Consider the following 17,472-nt stretch of genomic DNA (forward strand, 5'->3'; position numbering starts at 1 on the left):
GCCCGCTCTCACTCCGCGACGGTCTCGGGAACGCGCTCCTCGAGGAAGGAGAGGACGGCGTCGGTTTGCATGAACCCCTCGGCGAGTCGACCCACTTCTTCGCCGTCGTCGAACAACACGAGCGTCGGCACCGAGCGAATGTCGAACCGATCGACGAGCGTGATGTCGTTGCCTGGGTTGAGCAAGGCGATAGAGACGTCGGCGGCGCGAGCGACGTTCCCGAGCACCGGTACCATCGCGTTACACCGCTCGCAGCCCTTCGTGTAGAACTCCACGAGGGCGACGTCGTGCTCGTCGACGAACGCCTCGAGGTCCTCGCCGTCCTCGAGGCGAGCCGGTTTCGCTGACTCGTCCATACCCCGGGTACGGTCTCGCGACTGAAACCGGTAGTGCCGACGCGCGACGGGTGTTCTCGGCCGAAACGATCGAACAGTTACCTGACCGTTCGGGCAGAGAAATCCATTATATACCGACATTCGTTATTCCAAATTCCGAATGGGGTCGCTATCGTGTGACTAACTCGCCCGGATCAGTTCAAGAAACGATCATTGACAAAAGGGGCTTTACGCGTCGAACCCTTACTGACTTGCAATGAGCATCGGTCACGACTGCGAGCCCTCCGAGAGGTGGAAGGCGACGCTGTACTGCTGGGGGTGTAACCACGCGAGCCCCGCCGATGGTGACTGGGCTCGCGAACCCCGAGGGAAAACGGTCGCGCTCGTCTGCCCCGACTGCGGAACGGTTCTCGACGAGCGACCCCGCGAGAACGACGGTCCCAGTCCCCTCGAAGCGTGGGGCCGGGTCGTCAGAACCTCGGTCTCGGTCTGGCAGGCGAGCGTCGGCGTCGGCACACGGATCTCGGCGGCACCCTTCGACCGACGTGACGAGCGGTGATCGCCAGTATCGGTTCGACGTTCGAAGCTTTTCCTTCCGATTCCCCGCCGTCTTTCGACCCGATCCCCACCAGACAGCAGGTGGAATTTACGATTGTCCAACTCTAGTTCGGCTCGAGTATATTCGCCCACAACAGTAGAGCTTTAATAGTGGGATCCGTTGGATAAGTCGAGTAGAAGATGTCAGATGGGAACCTGACCACAGCAGAGCAGGACGTACTGGATCAGATCGAATCGAAGGACGTCGACTTCCTTCGGCTGCAGTTTACGGACATTCTCGGCACGGTAAAGAACGTCTCCGTTCCGGCCCGCCAGGCCGAGAAGGCGTTCACCGAAGGGATCTACTTCGACGGCTCCTCGATCGAGGGCTTCGTCCGCATTCAGGAGTCGGACATGCGCCTCAAGCCCGACCCCGAGACGTTCGCCGTCCTCCCCTGGAGGGACAAGGAGGACAGCGCCGCCGCACGGATGATCTGTGACGTGATCGACACCTCGACGGGCGAGCCGTTCGAGGGCGATCCGCGGTACATCCTCAAGCAGGCCCTCGACCGCGCCAAGGAGATGGGCTACACCGTCAACGCCGCTCCCGAGCCGGAGTTCTTCCTGTTCGAGGAGGACGAGGACGGCCACGCGACGACCAAGACCAACGACCACGGCGGCTACTTCGACCTCGCGCCGAAGGACCTCGCCAGCGACGTTCGCCGAGATATCATCTACGGCCTCGAGGACATGGGCTTCGAGGTCGAGGCGAGCCACCACGAGGTCGCACAGGGTCAACACGAGATCAACTTCGAGTACGACGACGCGCTGACGACGGCCGACAACGTCGGAACGTTCCGGACCGTCGTTCGGGCCATCGCCGCCCAGCACGGCTACCACGCGACGTTCATGCCGAAACCGATTCCGAAGGTCAACGGCTCGGGAATGCACACTCACCTCTCGCTTTTCACCGAGGACGGCGAGAACGCGTTCCACGACGACGACGACGAGTTCGACCTGAGCGAGGAGGCCCACGCGTTCACCGCAGGGATCCTCGAGCACGCGCCGGCGATCACGGCCGTCTCGAACCCGACGGTCAACAGCTACAAGCGCCTGGTGCCCGGCTACGAGGCACCGGTCTACGTCGCCTGGTCGGACCGCAACCGCTCGGCGCTGATCCGCAAGCCCGCCGCCCGCGTCCCGGCCGCGAGCCGCATCGAGGCGCGCTTCCCCGACCCCTCGTGTAACCCGTACCTCGCGCTCGCCACACTCATTCACGCCGGTCTCGAGGGCATCGAGAACGACCTCGACTGTCCGGACCCGGTCCGCGAGAACATCTACGACTTCGACGAGCAGAAACGCGAGGAGTACGGTATCGAAACCCTCCCCTCGAACCTCGGCGAGGCCGTCGATGCCCTCGAGGAGGACGAGGTCGTCTACGACGCCTTGGGCGAGCACATCGCCGAGAAGTTCGTCGAGGCCAAGCGCCAGGAGTTCGAGGAGTACCTCATCGACGTCTCCGACTGGGAGCTCGACCGCTACCTCGAGAAGTACTGACCGGCGACGACGAACCGCCGCCGGCCGATTCTCCGTGTTTTTTACGCTCGCGACCGAACGGGTCCGACGATGGAGCCGTCCGACAAACCGACGCCGCCAGACGACCTCGAGCCGGAGCTCCGCGCGGTCCTCGAGGCGCTCGCCGACTCCGATCCCGAGACGATCCGGTCCGTCGCCGATCACGCCGACGCGCTGGCGACCTGGGCGGAGTCTCGCCCGTCCGACGGAGACGACGACGCGTACCCGAACGGCGTCCCCGAGCGGGCGACGGTGTCCACGATAGCGGTCGATGGCGTGGAGTATCGCTACTACCAGTGGCGAGAGGGCGACGAGATCAGATCGAAAACAGAGCGCAGGTGAACGGCCCTACTCCTCGTCGTCGACCCGGACTGTCGTCAGGGTTTCTCGATCGCCGAGCAGTTCGAACGTGAAGCCGGCACCGTCGCGCTGGATCTGAACGTCGAGTTCGGTGACGTCGGCCGTTATCTCCTCGCTCCGAGAGACCGCTTCGTCGCGATCCGGCGCCTCGACGTCGAAGTCGTCGTAGGAGAGGTGAGTCGACTCCTCGATCAGCCCCTCGCTGTCGTAGACGTCGGCGTCGAGACCTGCGTCTGACTCTCGAACCTCGAGTCGGTACGTTTCGAGCGACATACGCCACAGTTCCCGCGGCCGAGGGATGCCGATTCGGCTTACATGCGCTGGCCGCCCGGGTTCTCGTCCGCCGACTCCCCCCGTCGCTCGTAGGACTCGGGATCCTCGCCGGGAGCGAGCGTCGCCGCCTCGATGCGCCCGACACCCTTGACCGTCCGGACGCCGTCGACGCCGGGCGCGACGAACCGCGTCGCGTGATCGCCGACCGCCGAGAGCGGGCGACCGCCCTTCGCGACCGCGAGCAGCCCCTCGAGGGCGTCCTCGACGGCAATACAGGCTCGAAGTCCATCCCGGGAGTCGACGAGCAGGTGGGTCGTCTCGGGCGGCGCCGCGGCCGACTCGAGCAGGATCGGAACCGGCACGCCCCGCCAGCGTTCGGTGAACCGGTCGCCCGTGGCACAGACGATCTCGATCTCGCGGCTCCGGTGTTCGAGCGCGGCGAGGTCGGTCCCGTCGAGGGTCGTCGTTCGGGTCCCGACGAGACGGATCGGTCGCTCGAGCGCTCGGGTAGCAGCGTCGCTCATAGCTGTCGTTTGAGGCGGATCGGTACTACCCGTTCCGGGCGTTCCCAGTCGCTGGGATCGGCGTTGCTAGAGGTCGCGATAGGGCCCGAGCCGGGTGCCATCAAGCAGGTACGCCTCGCCTGCCGCGAGCCCGTCGGGGAGAAACGGCGAGAGAAACGACTGGCCCGGGACGTTCACCCACGTGCCGCCGACGAGGTCGTTGAACGCCGGCAGCACGATCGCTCGCGGGGGCGTCCCCCCGTCGAACCAGGAGAGAGCCGCGTACTCCGCTCGGTCCCGAAACGGCTCCGGATCGAGCCGGCCGCGGAGCCACACCGGTTCGGCCCGGCTACCGCCGATCTCGTCCTCGAGGCGCACGCACGGGTGTTCGTGGCCCAGACAGAGCACGTCGGTCTCGAGGGCCGCCGGCGCGGGCCAGGTGTGGCCGTGACAGACGCCGACCGATCCGATCGCCGTCCCGGCGCCCGGAACCACCGTCGCGTCCCCGACCCAGTCCTCGATTCCGCCGTCGTGGTTCCCCTTCACCACCGTCGCCTCGACGGTCGACGGGAGCGACTCGAACAGCACCTCGAGTTCGCCGCGCTCGGCGCCGCCGGGATCGCCGATCGAGTGCATCAGGTCGCCGAGAACGACCAGCCGGTCGACGCCGGTTCGCTCGAGCAATGCGAGCAGTCGCTCGCGGCGGTCGGGCGCCCGGCTTGGGACGTCGACGCCGCGCTCGACGCGCAGGCCGGCCTCGTAGCCGGCGTGATAGTCCGCGAGCAACAGTGCGCGCTCGTCGCCGACCGTCGCGACGGCGGCCGGCTCGTCGGGAACGGGTTCGACGGTGGGCTCCGGTCGGCTCGCGTCGTCCCCCATCGTCCGGTCAGATCGCCTTCAGCGTTCCGTCAGCGGGCTCGTAACACTGTCCGCCCATCAGGGCCTCCTCGATGGCGTCCTCGACGGCACCCTCGTCGATGCCGGTCTCGGACGCGACGGTTTCGACGACCGTGGACCGGTCCGCGCCGTCGCCGTCATCCAGCTCGGACATCGTCTCGACGACCGCCGCCTCGAGGTCGACCGACGCCGGCTCCTCGTCCTCGTCGTCCGCGTCGGTCTCGACATCGGTGTCCGGCTCGTCGGTGCTCGAGGGGGCGTCCGCCTCCGGCTCGGGGTCCGGTTCGGCCGCCGACCCGAGGGCCGAGGCCTCCCCGGGTTCCTCGTCGGTCCCGGCGTCGGCGTCAGCGTCGGGCTCCGGAACGTCGATATCGTTCTCGCCGGGGTCGTCGACCTCCGTTCCGGTCGCGAACTCCGCGCCGAACTCCTCCTCGAGCTGTTCGCGCTCGTCGTCGTCCATCTCGTACATCCCGCCACCGTCGAAGTCGCCGAGCTCCTCGTCGTCGCTCCCGTCGGCCGTGGCCGTCGCTTCGGGGGCGTCGTCGGCTCCGAACTCGTCGGCCTCGGCGTCGTCGAACTCGGTTTCGTCGGTTCCGGCTGCGGTTTCGGTGTCCGCGGACGGGTCGTCGCTACCGATCTCGGTCTCGCTTTCGACGGGCGTCTCCGCGTCGGCCGGGACCTCCTCGCTGGCGGCGAACTCGTCGGCCGTCGCCGTTGTCACCGGCTCCGGTTCGTCCTCACCGGCGGTTACCTCGCTCGGGTCGGGTGCGTCGGTCTCAGTGGGCGCCGCATCGGACTCGTCGGCGTCGAACGCCGGGTCCTCGCCGGCGGCGTCGGTCGGCACGTCGTCGCTCTCGGTGAACTCGTCCGCCGTCGCCGTTGTCATCGACTCCGGCTCGTCCTCGCCCGCAGTTACCTCGGCGGGGTCGGGAGCCTCGTCTTCAGACGAGGCTCCAGCGGCGAGTTCGTCGGTCTCGGTCGAACCCAGGGCCGCCAGCGAGTCGAACGTCGCTCCGTGCTCCGGACTCGAGCCGTCGGGGTCGAGCGCGAGCCCGCTCACCTGGTCGCGCTCGCCCGCGACGACCTCGCAGGCCTCGAGCGCGCAGTCGCGGAGCGCGGCGAGGTAGTCCGGCGTCGTCCCGTAGTGATCCATCGCGAGCGGGATGCCGTCGGCGAGGCCGGATTCGACGCCGTCCTCGACCAGCGCGTCGGTCAGAGCGTCGCCGTCCGCATCGAGGCCCATCGCGGCCGCATAGGTGCCGATCCGCTCGAGGGTCTGCTCGGCGGCGCTGACGACCCAGCGGTCGCGCGTGTCGGCGTCGACCGTCGCGATCGATTCGGGTCGGATCGAGGTGTAGACCCGGTCCGCGTCGTCGGGCTGGAAGGTCCTGGCCTTGCCCGTCACCGCGACGAACGCCGGCGGCTCGATCGACTCGAGCGTCGCCAGCTCGTCGGGCTGGTACTGGCCGGCGTAGACGACGAACGCGCCCGTCGGGTCGACGACGCGGGCCCGCACCATCTCGTCGTTGACCGACGTGACCTCGGTGAGCGTGCCGGCGACGAAGACGCGGTTGAGCCGCGCGCCGGTCGGCGTGATCACGTAGTTGGGTGCTCGCTCCTCGTCGCTTTCGGCGTAGGACAGCGAGGCGTCGTCGTACTCGGCGGCGAACAGACGGTAGGCGATCTCCCGTCCAGGGATCTCCTCGCCGTTCTCGTCGCCGTTCGCGCTCATGCGTCCACCTCCTCGAGGAAGGCCGTCGCGCGCGCGGCGGGATCGTCGTCGCTCTCTTCGAACGTTTCGGCGTCGAGATTGGCGCCGTACTCGTCGACCGAGAGGTGACCCCGAACGCGGTACTCCCGGCCCACGACGTTCTCGCGGATCTCGTCGGCGACGACCTCCTGGTCCATCGCCTCGCGGGCGGCCTCGAGGGCGTCCTCGAGATTCCCGCCGTAGACCTGCTGTGTGAGCTCGTCGTCCAGCACCGCGGTGACGGTGCCCGTGCCGTCGTCGAGGATCGCCTTCACCCGCAGGTCGTCGATTCCGTCGACGTCGCCGTGGGTCCGGCACTGACCCTTCTGGATCACGCGGTAACACTCCGGACAGCGCTGGATGAGTCCCGAGCCGTCACGGATCGCGATGGCGTTGCCGACGAGTTCGACGTCGTAGATCCCGCCCGTACGGACGGCCTCGCCGACGTCCATCGTCGTCGCGTCGCTGCCGACGTCGATCTCCCGCTCGAGCGCGGAGACCCGCGAGAACTCCGAGACGTTGACCTCGGGGACACCGCGGAACTCCTGGACGTAGGCGTTCTCGATGCGAACCGAGGCGCCCTCCTCGATTTCGGGGACCGGGTCCCAGTTCGTAAAGGGGAGTCGGCCGCTCTCGTCGCCGAGCACGCCACTGAGAATCTCGGTTTCGCCGTCTCGGCCGTCGATCGTCCGGCGCTCACAGTCGAGGACCGCGACCTCGAGGGTGCGCGCGCGGTCGCCCGCCTCGAGGTCGGCGAGTTCGGCCTCGCCGCCGATCTCGTACGGTACCTCGAGGGAGTCGCTCTCGAAGGAGAGCGCGGTGCTCTCGCCCACGTTGAGTTCGGGTTCGCCGTCCCACTCGCGGACGCCTGCGTTGCCCGCGGTGATCGTGTCGCCCGCCTCGAAGCCGAAGTCCTCCCAGGCGGTGTAGTCGATCCGTCCGGTCTCGTCGGCGAGCTGACCCTCCACGATGACGTGGTCGCTCCCCTGATAACGGATCGACCGTTTGCCCGCGGTGAGGACGGTTCCCGTGACGGTGACCGAGCCGTCGTCGGGAGTGATGTCGGCGACGTTCTTCGCCGAGGGGGTTCCGCCCCCGCCGCTCGAGCCGTCGCCGTACTTCCGTCGGAGGCTCTGCTTTGCCTCGTCGACCGGGACGCTGTACTCCACTAAGTTCTGCAGGTCGGATTTGACCTCCTCTTTGTCGACACCGAGGTCGGAGGCGAGCTCCTCGGCATGATCGTCGAGTTCCATCACCGGCATTTCGTCGGGGGGCCTGAAAAGCGTTCCCGGAACACGGCGGAAGTGAAATCCGGACGGCGGGGGCTCGAGACGGCGAGCAAACGGTACGTTCATCCCGCCGCTTCGTGAACGTTGGGTATGGAACGTATCGGCGCGGCGCTGGGCGGACTCGCCTTCGTCGCCCTGATCTTCGGCGGCCTCGTCGCGGTGCGGATCCTCACGCGGGCGCTGTACGCCGTCGTCTGGTTCGCCGAAACCGTCGCGACGTTCGGGTTCGCGCTGCTGATCGGGTACATCGTGTACCGAATTCTGCTCGGCTCGAGCGACGATCCGCGGCGGACGCGGTGATCGCGTGCTCATCGCCTGCTGCGCTCGGTTCAGTATCCGAGATACTCGTTGAGCGTGGCAAACTCCTCGGGGGTGAGGACGACCTCCGCCGTCACGGCCTCGACCGCATCGAAGTCGTCGTCGAGCGTCAGAATCGTGCTGATTCCCTCGGAGCGAGCGACCTCCGCGTAGTAGCCGTCCCACCCCTCGATATTCAGCGCACCGGCGAGCGAAAACCCCGAGCGGACGATGTCTTCCGGCATCTCGTCGTACCAGTGGATACGTCTCGCATCCATCAAATTCCGCATAAGTTCCGACGCCCGTTCGTTCGAAAACCCGTAGTACGACGAGAGCACGTGGTGTGCTCCGACGACCGCGGCGTACGGAACGACGCCGTCGATTTCGCCCGTTATCGCGTCCCGGAGCGGCGAGAGGGCGGGTTCGCTGACCGGCGTTCCGGCGTGGGCAAGGGCGACGACGCCGACGTCGAAGAGGTACGGTCCGTCACTCTCCATCGTCGTCTACTCGTTGGGCCTGTCGGCGAATCGTGTCCGCGTGGTCCCTGGCGAGGGCGTCGAGATCCTCGTAGTCGCGTTGGGTCCGGTCGGCTGTGGCATCCTCGACGAGCGCCTCCAGTCGCTCGAGGACCACCTCCGGATCGCTCTCGGGTTCGACGACCACCTTCCCGTCCTCGGTGCGAACCTCCACCTCGGTTCCAGGCTCGATGTCGAACCGCTCTCGGACCTCCTTCGGGATGACGATCCGTCCCTTCGAGTCTACCGTCGGCATACTCCCACCGACGGTGGGAACGAGAGTAAGCGTTTCGGCTACGGACTGGGATAGCGAGTCCAGGGGAGCAGAGCGTTCGACCGCCTTTGGTTGTAATTCCTCAATCGTTGAACGTACTTGAAACGAACTCGTCGACGGAATGTGCGGCGAAGCTCGGAAGGAATTCGTCGGCGACGAACTGCCGTATCTCGCTCGTAGAGTGCGCTGGCTCGCCCTCGATGATGTCGTTTCCTTTTGCCACGGATTTAATTGCGTCCGAGAGATCGACAGTAGCGAGATCCCGTTTCGTTTCTCCGGTGTGGACGTCTTTTGCCCGGAGCACCCAGCGAAGACCGTCCGTGCCGATCGCGACGAGATAGCGTTTCTCGAGCGTCTCGAGGTACTTCGCGAACGTATCCGAATCGACGTAGTCCCGTACATCGTCGGTTGCGTGGTGTTGCATCCCATTGCTTGCTCTTCGTTTGCTGCTTTCGCCTCGAGGAGGCAAACGAGCCGTGGGAAGACGTTCTTGAGCAAGTAGTCGGGGCGCTTGATTTCGACGTTTCGATAGGTGCTCGGGCGACGAACGAAGTGCGGGCCGGTTCCGGAGTAGCGGTTCGAAATCGGATTCCAGTAGCCGAGTCCATGAAGCACTGGTTCGATGACCTATTGTTCCTACCGTAACTAGACCAGCTGCGGTAGCTAACTCAGGCACCTATTGTACCTCACGGACTGTCGTTATCTTCCCCCCAAGCGAGCGTCCACCCGCAGCCCACGCCTTCTTTAGGAGCCGTCTCCCAGCAGGAGGTATGCACGTCGTCGTCAACGCCGCCATGAGCGCGGACGGGAAGCTCTCCTCGAGACGCCGCGAACAGCTAGCCATCAGCGGCGAGGAGGACTTCGCGCGGGTGGACCGCCTCCGGGCCGACAGCGACGCCGTCGTCGTCGGCGTCGGGACCGTCCTCGCGGACGACCCCCACCTCACCGTCAAGGACGAGGCGCTGATCGCCGACCGACGCGACCGGGGCGACCCGGCCCACCCCGCCCGCGTGGTCGTCGACTCGACGGGACGGACCCCGCTGGACGCGGCCGTCCTCGACGACGCGGCGACGACCTACGTCTGTACGAGCGAGCGGGCGACGATCGACGATCGGATGGACCTCTCGAATCAGGCGGAGCTGATCACGGCGGGTGACGATCGGGTCGACCTCCTGCGGGCGTTCGCGACGCTGCAGGGCCAGGGCCTCGAGCAAATCATGGTCGAGGGCGGGGGTGAACTCATCTTTTCGCTGTTCGAAGCCGGGCTCGTCGACGAGCTTCAGGTGTTCGTCGGCCCGAAGGTCATCGGCGGACGGGACGCCCCCACGCTGGCCGACGGCGAGGGGTTCGTCGCGGAGTTTCCCACTCTCGAGCTCGAGGGGCTCGAGCGCGTCGGTGAAGGGGCGCTGCTGACCTGGCGGACGGGCGAGCGCTAAACCCCGAGCCGACTCGAGTCCTCCCGTCACACATTTGCGCGCTCGTTCCCTACGACCGACCATGGAACGAGCCACGTTCGGCGGCGGCTGTTTCTGGTGCGTCGAGGCGGCCTTCGAGCAACTCGAGGGCGTCGAATCGGTCACCTCCGGGTACGCGGGCGGCCACACCGAAAACCCCTCCTACAGAGCGGTCTGCTCCGGGAGCACGGGCCACGCGGAGGTCGTCCAGCTCGAGTACGATCCCGAGACGATAGCCTACGAGGACCTGCTCGAGGTCTTCTTTACGATCCACGACCCGACCACGAAGGACCGCGAGGGACCGGACGTCGGCAGCCAGTACCGCTCGGCGATCTACGCCCACGACGACGACCAGCTCGAGACCGCTCGGGCCTTCGCCGAGGAGCTCGAAAAGGAGGGGCTCTACGAGGGGATCGTCACCGAGATCGAACCGCTCGAGACGTTCTACGAGGCCGAGGAGCACCACCAGAACTACTTCGAGAAGAATCCCAACGACGCCTACTGCTCGATGCACGCGGCGCCGAAAGTTGAGAAGGTCCGCGAGAAGTTCGCTGCGAAGGCGACGCCCGAGAACTGATGCGGATCGCTGTACCGATGTGCCGGCGTGATCGCCGCCCGGATCGCGGTTACGCCGGAACTGGCGTACGGTAAACCGTACGAAACTCGAGCGACGCGGTCGCTCGGGGAGACGCCGACCGTCCGGGAGTCCGTCACTCGGAGATCGTCAGGATCCCGTTGTTGGCGGTGACCTCGGTCGCGCCGGCGGGCAGATCGAACTGGAACTGCCGATCGTCCATGACGACGATCACCGTCTCGTCGACGACGTCGACGGACATGTCGGCGGCGTCGGAGCCGAAGTCGACGGTGATCACGCTACCGTCCTCGTCGTCCAGTTCGCGGACGACCGCATCGTCGGTGTGACCGTCTCGGAGCTGTTTTGGGACTCGCATGGTTCGGCTAGGTGCCCACCGACCGTAAGCACCACCCCCGCAGCATCCGGCCGTCCAACTCGACGTGTTAGGGCCACCAACCGACGAAAATCGAGAGTCATCGCTCGGTTTCGTACCGGGCCGGCCGTGCGCTCACTCGAAGGCCGTGCCGTCACAGGGGTTCGCGGCGTCGACCGATCCGTATGCCAGTTGGCAAACTCGGCCCAGAAGACGTCGTAACTGCACAGCCAGACGACGACCTCGAGAGCGTCGCCGAACGCTTCGCCGAGGAGAACGTCGGCGCCGTCGTCGTCACCGAAGACGACGAGCCGACCGGGATCGTCACCGACCGCGACGTCGCCCTCGCGATTCCCAACCACGACGACGTGGGCTCGGTCTCGGTCGAGGACGCGATGACTGCCGATCCCGCGACGCTGCAGGAAGACGACGAAGCGGTCGAGATCTCGCGGGCGATCGAGGAGCACAACGCCCGACGGTTCCCGGTCGTCGACGACGACGGGACGCTGACCGGGATCGTCACGCTCGACGACCTCGTGGCGACGATCGGCGAACAGCTCGAGAACGTCTCCGAGACGATCGAGGTCCAGTCGCCAGGCTACAGCCCGTAGCGTTCCCGAAACCGATCCGTTTTCGACGGGTAAGCCGTCCCTTCTCCGAGCGTCTCCCGCTCGTTCGACCGAAACTGTCCGATAGCGACGTCGTCGCTCGAGCGGGGCGGAACGGCCGGCTCCGATCCATAAATCCTTGATCGCGATACAGAAACCACGCCGTAACAATGAGCGGGGAGGCCGTCGGCCCGTACGAGACTCCGTGACGATCAGCAACCGAGCGCTTCGAAAGGGGGCGTCGCCGACGCCGGACCGTACCGGTGACGGCGAATCGACGGCGGCCGTCCGGCTCGCCGGCGTGAGCCACGAGTACGGCACCGGCGGCGGGTTCCGCTCCCGATCGGATCGAACGGTAACGGCACTCGAGGACGTCTCGCTTTCGGTCGAGGCCGGCGAGACCGTCGGCCTCGAGGGACCGAGCGGGAGCGGGAAGTCGACGATCCTCCACGCGGTCGCCGGGCTGTTGGTGCCGACGGCGGGGACGGTCGCGCTACACGGAACCGACGTGACGGCGCTGTCGAACCGTCGGCGGACCCGCCTTCGGCGCGAACGCGTCGGGATCGTCTTCCAGCGGTTTCACCTCCTCCCCGCGCTGTCCGCGCGGGCGAACGTCGCGCTCCCGCTGGTACAGGCCGGGGTTCCGAAGGGGCGACGACGCGATCGCGCGAGACGGCTGCTCGAGCGAGTCGGGCTCGAGGACCGGATAACGCACCTGCCGGGCGAACTGAGCGGGGGCGAGCGACAGCGGGTCGCGATCGCGCGGGCGCTGGTGACCGATCCCGACGTGATCGTCGCGGACGAGCCGACCGGCGAATTAGACACCGCAACCGGGGAGACGGTGCTCGAGGCGCTGACCGACATCGGTCGCGACCGGGCGATGCTGGTCGCCTCTCACGATGCCGAAACGCTCGCCGTCGCCGATCGGGTGGTCACGCTTCGTGACGGCGGGGTGGTCTCGGCCCGGCGATGAGTCTCCTCGACGAGCGCTTCGAAGTTACGAATCCTGGGTCCAGAGACCGACCAGCGGGTCGCTCGAGCCCTCTACCTCGACGCGCAGCGATCGGTCGTCGTCGAGGCCGATCGCGACCCGCTCGAAGTCGGTGACGTAGCGTGACTTTCGGTTGCGGCTGCGGCCGACGCCGACCGTCTCCCTGACCAGGCCCGCCTCGGTCAGTCGGTCAAGTTTCCGGTAGGTCGTCGAAAGGGGACGACCGATCGCGTCCGCCGTATCGGCGACCGTCCGTGGCTCCTCGAGCGCTGCGAGGATCTCTCGACATGCGTCGTCGGTCAGCACGCCGAAGACGTGCTCGCGCGAGGGAGCGTCGTCCGACGAGGAGAACTCGAGTGGCATACGGGTACACACGGGTTAGGAGTGAAGCCTAAAGACACGTTTGGTCGGCTATCCGTGATGTGGTAGCTACATGTAGCCGGCGCTCCACAGCCAGGGTATGAGCGACGACTCGGAGAACGCCCTCGAGAACACGCCGGGAGCGGGTCGGACACCCGAAGCCGAACGGATCGAACCAGCGGCGCCCGAGGAGTTCGGGCTCGTGCAGGTCTGGTGGGGCGACGGCAAGGGGAAGACGACCGCCACGCTCGGGATGGGAATGCGTGCGGCCGGCCACGGCTACCGCGTCCACCTGCTCCAGTTCATGAAGGGCGGTGCCTCGAGCGTCGACGCCGTCCGCGGCGAGTACAACGCGATCGAAGCGCTGCCGGGGATGAGCTACGAGAACCTCGGCCACTACGGCTGGCACGGGATGGCCGACGGCAGCGAGGACGCCGACCACCAGGCGGAGGCCGAAGCGGGTCTCGAGCGCGCCCGCGAGCTGCTCGCGGCGGCCGACGACGCCGACCTCTCGGCACCCCTCGACCTCGGGGCCGACCCCGAGGCGGGCGTCCACATGCTGATCCTCGACGAGGTGCTGTACGCCGCCGATCGCGGACTGATCGGCGAGGACGACGTCCTCGAGTTAGTCGACGCCAAGCCCGACGACCTCGAGCTGGTGTTGTCGGGCAGCCACGACGAGCCGACGTATCTCGAGGATCGCGCGGACCTGATCACGAACGTCCGAAAGGTGAAACACCCGATCGAGGACGGCCAGCGGGCACGACAGGGAACGGAGTACTGAGACCCCACGGTCCACCGATCGCGCGGACCGACGAATTGACGACGCCGTCTCCTCGAGCGCCGCCAGTGTACTTATGCTCTCCATCGTACAGTCCCGGAATATGACAGTCACGCTCGACACCGTCGACCTCCCGAACGGCGAGACGATCGGCTACCGCGAACGCGACGGCGGATCGGTTCCGGTCGTCCTGCTCCACGGGAACATGACCTCCTCGAAACACTGGGACGTCATTCTGGAGGCGATGGACGACCGGTACAAGCTGTACGCGATGGATATGCGCGGGTTCGGCGAGTCGAGCTACGAGGAGCCGATCGACTCGCTGGCAGACTTCGCCGAGGACCTGGCGCTGTTCGTCGACGAACTCGGCCTCGAGCGGTTCCACCTCTGGGGGTGGTCAACCGGCGGCGGGGTCGCGATGGAGTACGCTGCGACCCACCCCGACCGGGTCCGAAAGCTCGTCCTGCTCGCGCCCAGCAGTACGCGGGGGTATCCGATCTATCGGAAAGACGAGGACGGTAATCCGACCGACGAGGTGCTCACGACTCGCGAGGAGATCGCACGGGATCCCGTCCAGGTCGCGCCCGTCCTCGAGGCCCACGAGCGGGAGGACGCGGCGACGATGAAGGCCATCTGGAACCAGCTCATCTACGTCAACGACGAACCCGACCCCGAGCGCTACGACGAGTACGTCGCGGACATGTTCACTCAGCGGAACCTCGTCGACGTCGATTACGCGCTGACCCGATTCAACATCAGCGACGAGCACAACGGCGTCACCGAAGGCACAGGACGGGCGTCCGATATCGAGGCCGACACCCTCGTTCTACGGGGCGAAAACGACCTGGTCATCACCGAGGCGATGATCGAGGAGACGCTCGCGGATCTCGGCGAGACGGCGACGTTCGTCGAACTCGAGGGCTGTGGCCACTCGCCGCCCATCGACGACCGCCAGCAGCTACTGGGGGAGGTCGAGTCGTTCCTCGCGTCCTAAACGGTCACGGGTCCACCCGATCAGCGAGTCGCTCCCGCGACCGGGCGTTTCGCTCGTCGATCGTGTCTCGCATCCGTTCGGCTTCCGCTTCGGAGAGACTCCCTGCCAGATCGAGCAGCGATCGTCCGTCGGCAACTCGTTTCACGACATCCGAGAGCGATTCACTCTCTCGCCTGCAGCGCTCGAGGCACTGGTACGCCTCCTCGGTGAGTCGGACGATCCGATACTCGGTCTCTTCCATACCTACAGAGGTGTCGATCCGGCGTCACGGTTCTGTTGGTGGGCCTGCTTGGATCGTAGAGGGTGCGTTTCGGCGTCGTCCGCGAGCGTCGCCGTGAGTCGAGTACGGTTCTGTTGGTCCGAGAACCTGTCAGAAGCGTCGAAAGCGCCTTTCACCTGCAAGGGTAGGGAAAACCCGAAACCGGTACGACGTGAGACGTATGAAGGTCGTCTACAAGCCGGGCAACGCCTACGAGGAGATCAACTGCTACGACTTCCGGGAGTACGAACACGGCGTCGTCCTCCACAACGAGGAGGGGTACAACATCGGTTACGTCCCCCACGAGATTCTGAGTCACATCGAGCCCCACCCGGAGGAGGAAGTCGCCTTCGAGGGCGGCGGGCACGACGAGGAGTCCGAGACCGAGGAGTAATCGCTCGAACCGACAGGACGATACCCCGCCCCGCTCGAGTGGCAGCCGAATGACGCGGACGATCCTCGTCGCCGGCACCGCGAGCCACGTCGGTAAATCGACGGTGGTCGCGGGGCTCTGCCGACACCTCGCCGACCGGGGCGTCTCGGTCGCGCCGTACAAGGCACAGAACATGAGTAACAACGCCCGCGTCGTGGTCCGTCCGGAGACGAACGACACCCCGCAAGCGGATAGCACGGGCGACGGAGACGGCCGCTGGGGCGAGATCGGCGTCTCCCAGTTCGTCCAGGCCCGCGCGGCCGGAATCGCGCCGACGACCGACTGCAACCCCGTCCTGTTGAAACCCCGCGGGGACGGCGAGAGTCAGCTCGTCGTCGGGGGCCGGGCCCGCCAGCACGTTCCCGCGGGCAGCTACTACGAGGAGTACTGGCACGAGGCCCGCGAGGCGGCCAGGGAATCTCACCGCCGACTGGCCGACGACCACGAGGTGATCGTCGCCGAGGGCGCGGGCAGCATCGCCGAGATCAACCTCCACGACCGGGATCTGGCGAACCTCGAGACGGCGCGCTTCGCCGACGCCGAAATCCTCCTGCTGGTCGACATCGAGCGCGGCGGGGCGTTCGCGAGCCTCTACGGCACGATCGAGCTGCTGCCCGACGATATCCGCGACCGGGTCGTCGGCGCCGTCATCACGAAGTTCCGTGGCGACCCCGCCCTGCTCGAGCCCGGCATCGAGGAGATCGAGTCCCGAACCGGGGTGTCGATCCTTGGCGTACTCCCCTACGACGACCCGGGGCTGCCCGAGGAGGACAGCGTCGGACTGCCCGGGCCGGGCGAGCGGGGCACCCTCGGTAACGACGACGGCGTCCCCCCCGAGCGACGGCTGACCATCGCGGTGCCTCGGCTCCCGCGGCTCTCGAACGCGACCGATCTCGAGGCGCTTTCGGCCGAGCCCGGCGTCGCGGTCGAGTTCGTTCCCCTCGATGGCGAGGCGAGCGGCGAGGGCCGCGATCCCCTGTCGGACGCCGACGCCGTCGTCCTCCCCGGAACGAAAAACACCGTCGACGACCTGCGGGCGCTCCGTTCGTCGGCCGTCGGTCCGGCCCTCGAACGGTTCTCGGGCCCGGTCGTCGGCCTCTGTGGCGGCTACCAGCTACTTGGCGAGCGAATCACGAACGCCGCGCTCGAGGGCGTCGGCGACGAGGACGTCGTCGAGGGGCTTGGCCTGCTCCCGGTCGAAACCCGATTCGAGCCCGAGAAGCGCCTCGAGCGGACCGCCGTGACCGTCGACGGCTCGGCCTCGCCGCTGCTCGCGGGTGCCGACGGCGCCACGGCACGAGGGTACGAGATCCACGCCGGTCGAACCCGGGCGCTCGAGCGGGTCGATCGACCGCTCGGCAAAACCGGGGCGGCTCGCGGCGCCGTCCTGGGAACCTACCTGCACGGGCTGTTCGACGCGGTGCCGGTTCGAGAGGCGTTTCTCGAGGCCGTCGCGGACTCGGCGGGGATCGACCGTCCCGATGGTTCCGGATCGGCCGAGAGTGAAAGGGGCGGACGACGGCCTGCGGATCGGGCCGCGTCGCTGGTCGCCGAGAACGTCGATCTCGAGGAACTGGGCGCGCCGTTCGACGCGGAGCCCTAGGTGCGGTAGGTGCCGAGTAGCTCCTCGAGGACGAGACACTCCTGGTCGGTCGGTTCGTAGTGGTCGTCGATGAACTGCTCGGCGGCCTCGTAGTTGCCCCGAAGCCCGTGTTTGCGGACGGTGATGACCGCTTCGAGGAAGAAGGTGCCGCCGTCGGCGGCGGACTCGGTCTCCTCGGGGATGTCGAGTTCGGCCTTGATCTCGTCGAAGTTGAAGGTCTCGACGTCGTGGTCCGGATCGACGAGCGTGAGCACGTACTCCGCGGAGAAGCGGTAGAACTCGGACTTGCTCTCGAACATACCGTCGTCGACGAGGGCGTCGATCTGATCGACGACCGCGTCCGGATATCTGACGGTATCTTTCGCCATACCGAAACCCTTCATACCGGTGACCCATTACTGTTTCGGGCGTCGGAACGGCCGGTCGGCTGCTTGGAG

At 66.8% G+C, this 17,472-nt stretch carries 25 protein-coding genes; 12 read left to right on the forward strand and 13 right to left on the reverse strand.

Annotated features, from left to right (window positions below):
* Positions 1–8 precede the first annotated feature (8 nt).
* Positions 9–356, reverse strand: a complete 348-nt coding sequence (locus tag QA609_RS19350; RefSeq protein ID WP_278304265.1) for a thioredoxin family protein — start codon at positions 354–356, stop codon at positions 9–11.
* Between the two features lie 235 nt (positions 357–591).
* Here QA609_RS19350 and QA609_RS19355 point away from each other — a divergent pair, with 235 nt between their 5' ends.
* The 3 genes from QA609_RS19355 (at position 592) to QA609_RS19365 (ending at position 2,789) form a co-directional block, all read left to right on the forward strand.
* Complete coding sequence (locus tag QA609_RS19355) at positions 592–894, forward strand: hypothetical protein (protein ID WP_278304266.1); 303 nt, start codon at positions 592–594, stop codon at positions 892–894.
* Positions 895–1,073: 179 nt separating this feature from the next.
* Positions 1,074–2,429: a type I glutamate--ammonia ligase gene (gene glnA, locus QA609_RS19360; RefSeq protein ID WP_278304267.1), complete on the forward strand. Its 1,356-nt coding sequence runs from the start codon at positions 1,074–1,076 to the stop codon at positions 2,427–2,429.
* 69 nt (positions 2,430–2,498) lie between these two features.
* The gene (locus QA609_RS19365) at positions 2,499–2,789 is read left to right on the forward strand and encodes a hypothetical protein (RefSeq protein ID WP_278304268.1); all 291 of its coding nucleotides are present in this window, start codon (positions 2,499–2,501) and stop codon (positions 2,787–2,789) included.
* Positions 2,790–2,795: 6 nt separating this feature from the next.
* Here QA609_RS19365 and QA609_RS19370 read toward each other — a convergent pair whose 3' ends face one another.
* The 5 genes from QA609_RS19370 to QA609_RS19390 all read right to left on the reverse strand — a co-directional run bounded on the left by QA609_RS19370 (position 2,796) and on the right by QA609_RS19390 (position 7,483).
* Entirely contained in the window at positions 2,796–3,080 is a 285-nt protein-coding gene (locus QA609_RS19370) for a hypothetical protein (protein ID WP_278304269.1), read from the reverse strand.
* A 38-nt stretch (positions 3,081–3,118) separates the two neighbouring features.
* Positions 3,119–3,604 carry a molybdopterin-dependent oxidoreductase gene (locus QA609_RS19375; protein ID WP_278304270.1) on the reverse strand — a complete coding sequence of 162 codons (486 nt, stop codon included), beginning with the start codon at positions 3,602–3,604 and terminating at the stop codon, positions 3,119–3,121.
* Between the two features lie 66 nt (positions 3,605–3,670).
* On the reverse strand, positions 3,671–4,462 hold the full coding sequence (locus QA609_RS19380; protein WP_278304271.1) for a metallophosphoesterase: 792 nt from the start codon (positions 4,460–4,462) through the stop codon (positions 3,671–3,673).
* A gap of 7 nt (positions 4,463–4,469) precedes the next feature.
* The gene (locus QA609_RS19385) at positions 4,470–6,212 is read right to left on the reverse strand and encodes a hypothetical protein (protein ID WP_278304272.1); all 1,743 of its coding nucleotides are present in this window, start codon (positions 6,210–6,212) and stop codon (positions 4,470–4,472) included.
* The gene (locus QA609_RS19390; protein WP_278304273.1) at positions 6,209–7,483 is read right to left on the reverse strand and encodes a Single-stranded DNA binding protein; all 1,275 of its coding nucleotides are present in this window, start codon (positions 7,481–7,483) and stop codon (positions 6,209–6,211) included. Before QA609_RS19390 ends, QA609_RS19385 begins: the two co-directional genes overlap by 4 nt.
* 126 nt (positions 7,484–7,609) lie before the next feature.
* On the opposite strand from QA609_RS19390, the gene QA609_RS19395 reads away from it, so the two are divergent.
* The gene (locus tag QA609_RS19395; RefSeq protein ID WP_278304274.1) at positions 7,610–7,819 is read left to right on the forward strand and encodes a hypothetical protein; all 210 of its coding nucleotides are present in this window, start codon (positions 7,610–7,612) and stop codon (positions 7,817–7,819) included.
* 29 nt (positions 7,820–7,848) lie between these two features.
* Here QA609_RS19395 and QA609_RS19400 read toward each other — a convergent pair whose 3' ends face one another.
* From QA609_RS19400 to QA609_RS19410, 3 genes are all read right to left on the reverse strand, one after another.
* A complete protein-coding gene (locus tag QA609_RS19400) occupies positions 7,849–8,313 on the reverse strand; it encodes a hypothetical protein (RefSeq protein ID WP_278304275.1) in 465 nt (154 codons plus the stop codon).
* Entirely contained in the window at positions 8,303–8,587 is a 285-nt protein-coding gene (locus QA609_RS19405) for an AbrB/MazE/SpoVT family DNA-binding domain-containing protein (RefSeq protein ID WP_278304276.1), read from the reverse strand. The genes QA609_RS19400 and QA609_RS19405 overlap by 11 nt, the downstream gene beginning before the upstream one ends.
* A 100-nt stretch (positions 8,588–8,687) precedes the next feature.
* A complete protein-coding gene (locus QA609_RS19410; protein ID WP_278304277.1) occupies positions 8,688–9,029 on the reverse strand; it encodes a hypothetical protein in 342 nt (113 codons plus the stop codon).
* Positions 9,030–9,375: 346 nt separating this feature from the next.
* Here QA609_RS19410 and QA609_RS19415 point away from each other — a divergent pair, with 346 nt between their 5' ends.
* Together QA609_RS19415 and msrA are read left to right on the forward strand one after the other, a co-directional pair.
* Positions 9,376–10,041 (forward strand): 2,5-diamino-6-(ribosylamino)-4(3H)-pyrimidinone 5'-phosphate reductase, encoded by a 666-nt coding sequence (locus QA609_RS19415; RefSeq protein ID WP_278304278.1) that lies wholly within the window; start codon positions 9,376–9,378, stop codon positions 10,039–10,041.
* Between the two features lie 61 nt (positions 10,042–10,102).
* Positions 10,103–10,636 carry a peptide-methionine (S)-S-oxide reductase MsrA gene (gene msrA, locus QA609_RS19420; protein ID WP_278304279.1) on the forward strand — a complete coding sequence of 178 codons (534 nt, stop codon included), beginning with the start codon at positions 10,103–10,105 and terminating at the stop codon, positions 10,634–10,636.
* Positions 10,637–10,769: 133 nt separating this feature from the next.
* Here msrA and QA609_RS19425 read toward each other — a convergent pair whose 3' ends face one another.
* Positions 10,770–11,009, reverse strand: a complete 240-nt coding sequence (locus QA609_RS19425) for a hypothetical protein (protein WP_278304280.1) — start codon at positions 11,007–11,009, stop codon at positions 10,770–10,772.
* A 182-nt stretch (positions 11,010–11,191) separates the two neighbouring features.
* Between QA609_RS19425 and QA609_RS19430 the strand changes: the two genes are divergently transcribed.
* Both QA609_RS19430 and QA609_RS19435 read left to right on the forward strand, forming a co-directional pair.
* Positions 11,192–11,617 carry a CBS domain-containing protein gene (locus QA609_RS19430; protein ID WP_278304281.1) on the forward strand — a complete coding sequence of 142 codons (426 nt, stop codon included), beginning with the start codon at positions 11,192–11,194 and terminating at the stop codon, positions 11,615–11,617.
* Between the two features lie 208 nt (positions 11,618–11,825).
* The gene (locus tag QA609_RS19435) at positions 11,826–12,587 is read left to right on the forward strand and encodes an ABC transporter ATP-binding protein (RefSeq protein ID WP_278304298.1); all 762 of its coding nucleotides are present in this window, start codon (positions 11,826–11,828) and stop codon (positions 12,585–12,587) included.
* Between the two features lie 24 nt (positions 12,588–12,611).
* On the opposite strand, the gene QA609_RS19440 is transcribed toward QA609_RS19435, so the two are convergent.
* Positions 12,612–12,968 carry a helix-turn-helix domain-containing protein gene (locus tag QA609_RS19440; RefSeq protein ID WP_278304282.1) on the reverse strand — a complete coding sequence of 119 codons (357 nt, stop codon included), beginning with the start codon at positions 12,966–12,968 and terminating at the stop codon, positions 12,612–12,614.
* 97 nt (positions 12,969–13,065) lie between these two features.
* Here QA609_RS19440 and QA609_RS19445 point away from each other — a divergent pair, with 97 nt between their 5' ends.
* Positions 13,066–13,749: a cob(I)yrinic acid a,c-diamide adenosyltransferase gene (locus QA609_RS19445; RefSeq protein WP_278304283.1), complete on the forward strand. Its 684-nt coding sequence runs from the start codon at positions 13,066–13,068 to the stop codon at positions 13,747–13,749.
* A gap of 100 nt (positions 13,750–13,849) precedes the next feature.
* Positions 13,850–14,740, forward strand: a complete 891-nt coding sequence (locus tag QA609_RS19450; RefSeq protein ID WP_278304284.1) for an alpha/beta hydrolase — start codon at positions 13,850–13,852, stop codon at positions 14,738–14,740.
* A 4-nt stretch (positions 14,741–14,744) separates the two neighbouring features.
* Here the strand turns inward: QA609_RS19450 and QA609_RS19455 are convergent, their stop codons facing one another.
* Positions 14,745–14,981: an antitoxin VapB family protein gene (locus tag QA609_RS19455; protein ID WP_278304285.1), complete on the reverse strand. Its 237-nt coding sequence runs from the start codon at positions 14,979–14,981 to the stop codon at positions 14,745–14,747.
* A 199-nt stretch (positions 14,982–15,180) separates the two neighbouring features.
* On the opposite strand from QA609_RS19455, the gene QA609_RS19460 reads away from it, so the two are divergent.
* Entirely contained in the window at positions 15,181–15,393 is a 213-nt protein-coding gene (locus QA609_RS19460) for a hypothetical protein (protein ID WP_278304286.1), read from the forward strand.
* Positions 15,394–15,442: 49 nt separating this feature from the next.
* Complete coding sequence (locus tag QA609_RS19465) at positions 15,443–17,035, forward strand: cobyric acid synthase (RefSeq protein WP_278304287.1); 1,593 nt, start codon at positions 15,443–15,445, stop codon at positions 17,033–17,035.
* Here QA609_RS19465 and QA609_RS19470 read toward each other — a convergent pair.
* The gene (locus QA609_RS19470) at positions 17,032–17,403 is read right to left on the reverse strand and encodes a CopG family transcriptional regulator (RefSeq protein WP_278304288.1); all 372 of its coding nucleotides are present in this window, start codon (positions 17,401–17,403) and stop codon (positions 17,032–17,034) included. The two genes, QA609_RS19465 and QA609_RS19470, sit on opposite strands and share 4 nt — an antisense overlap.
* Positions 17,404–17,472: the final 69 nt, after the last annotated feature.

Source organism: Natronococcus sp. A-GB7 (assembly GCF_029688865.1).
Classification (GTDB): domain Archaea; phylum Halobacteriota; class Halobacteria; order Halobacteriales; family Natrialbaceae; genus Natronococcus.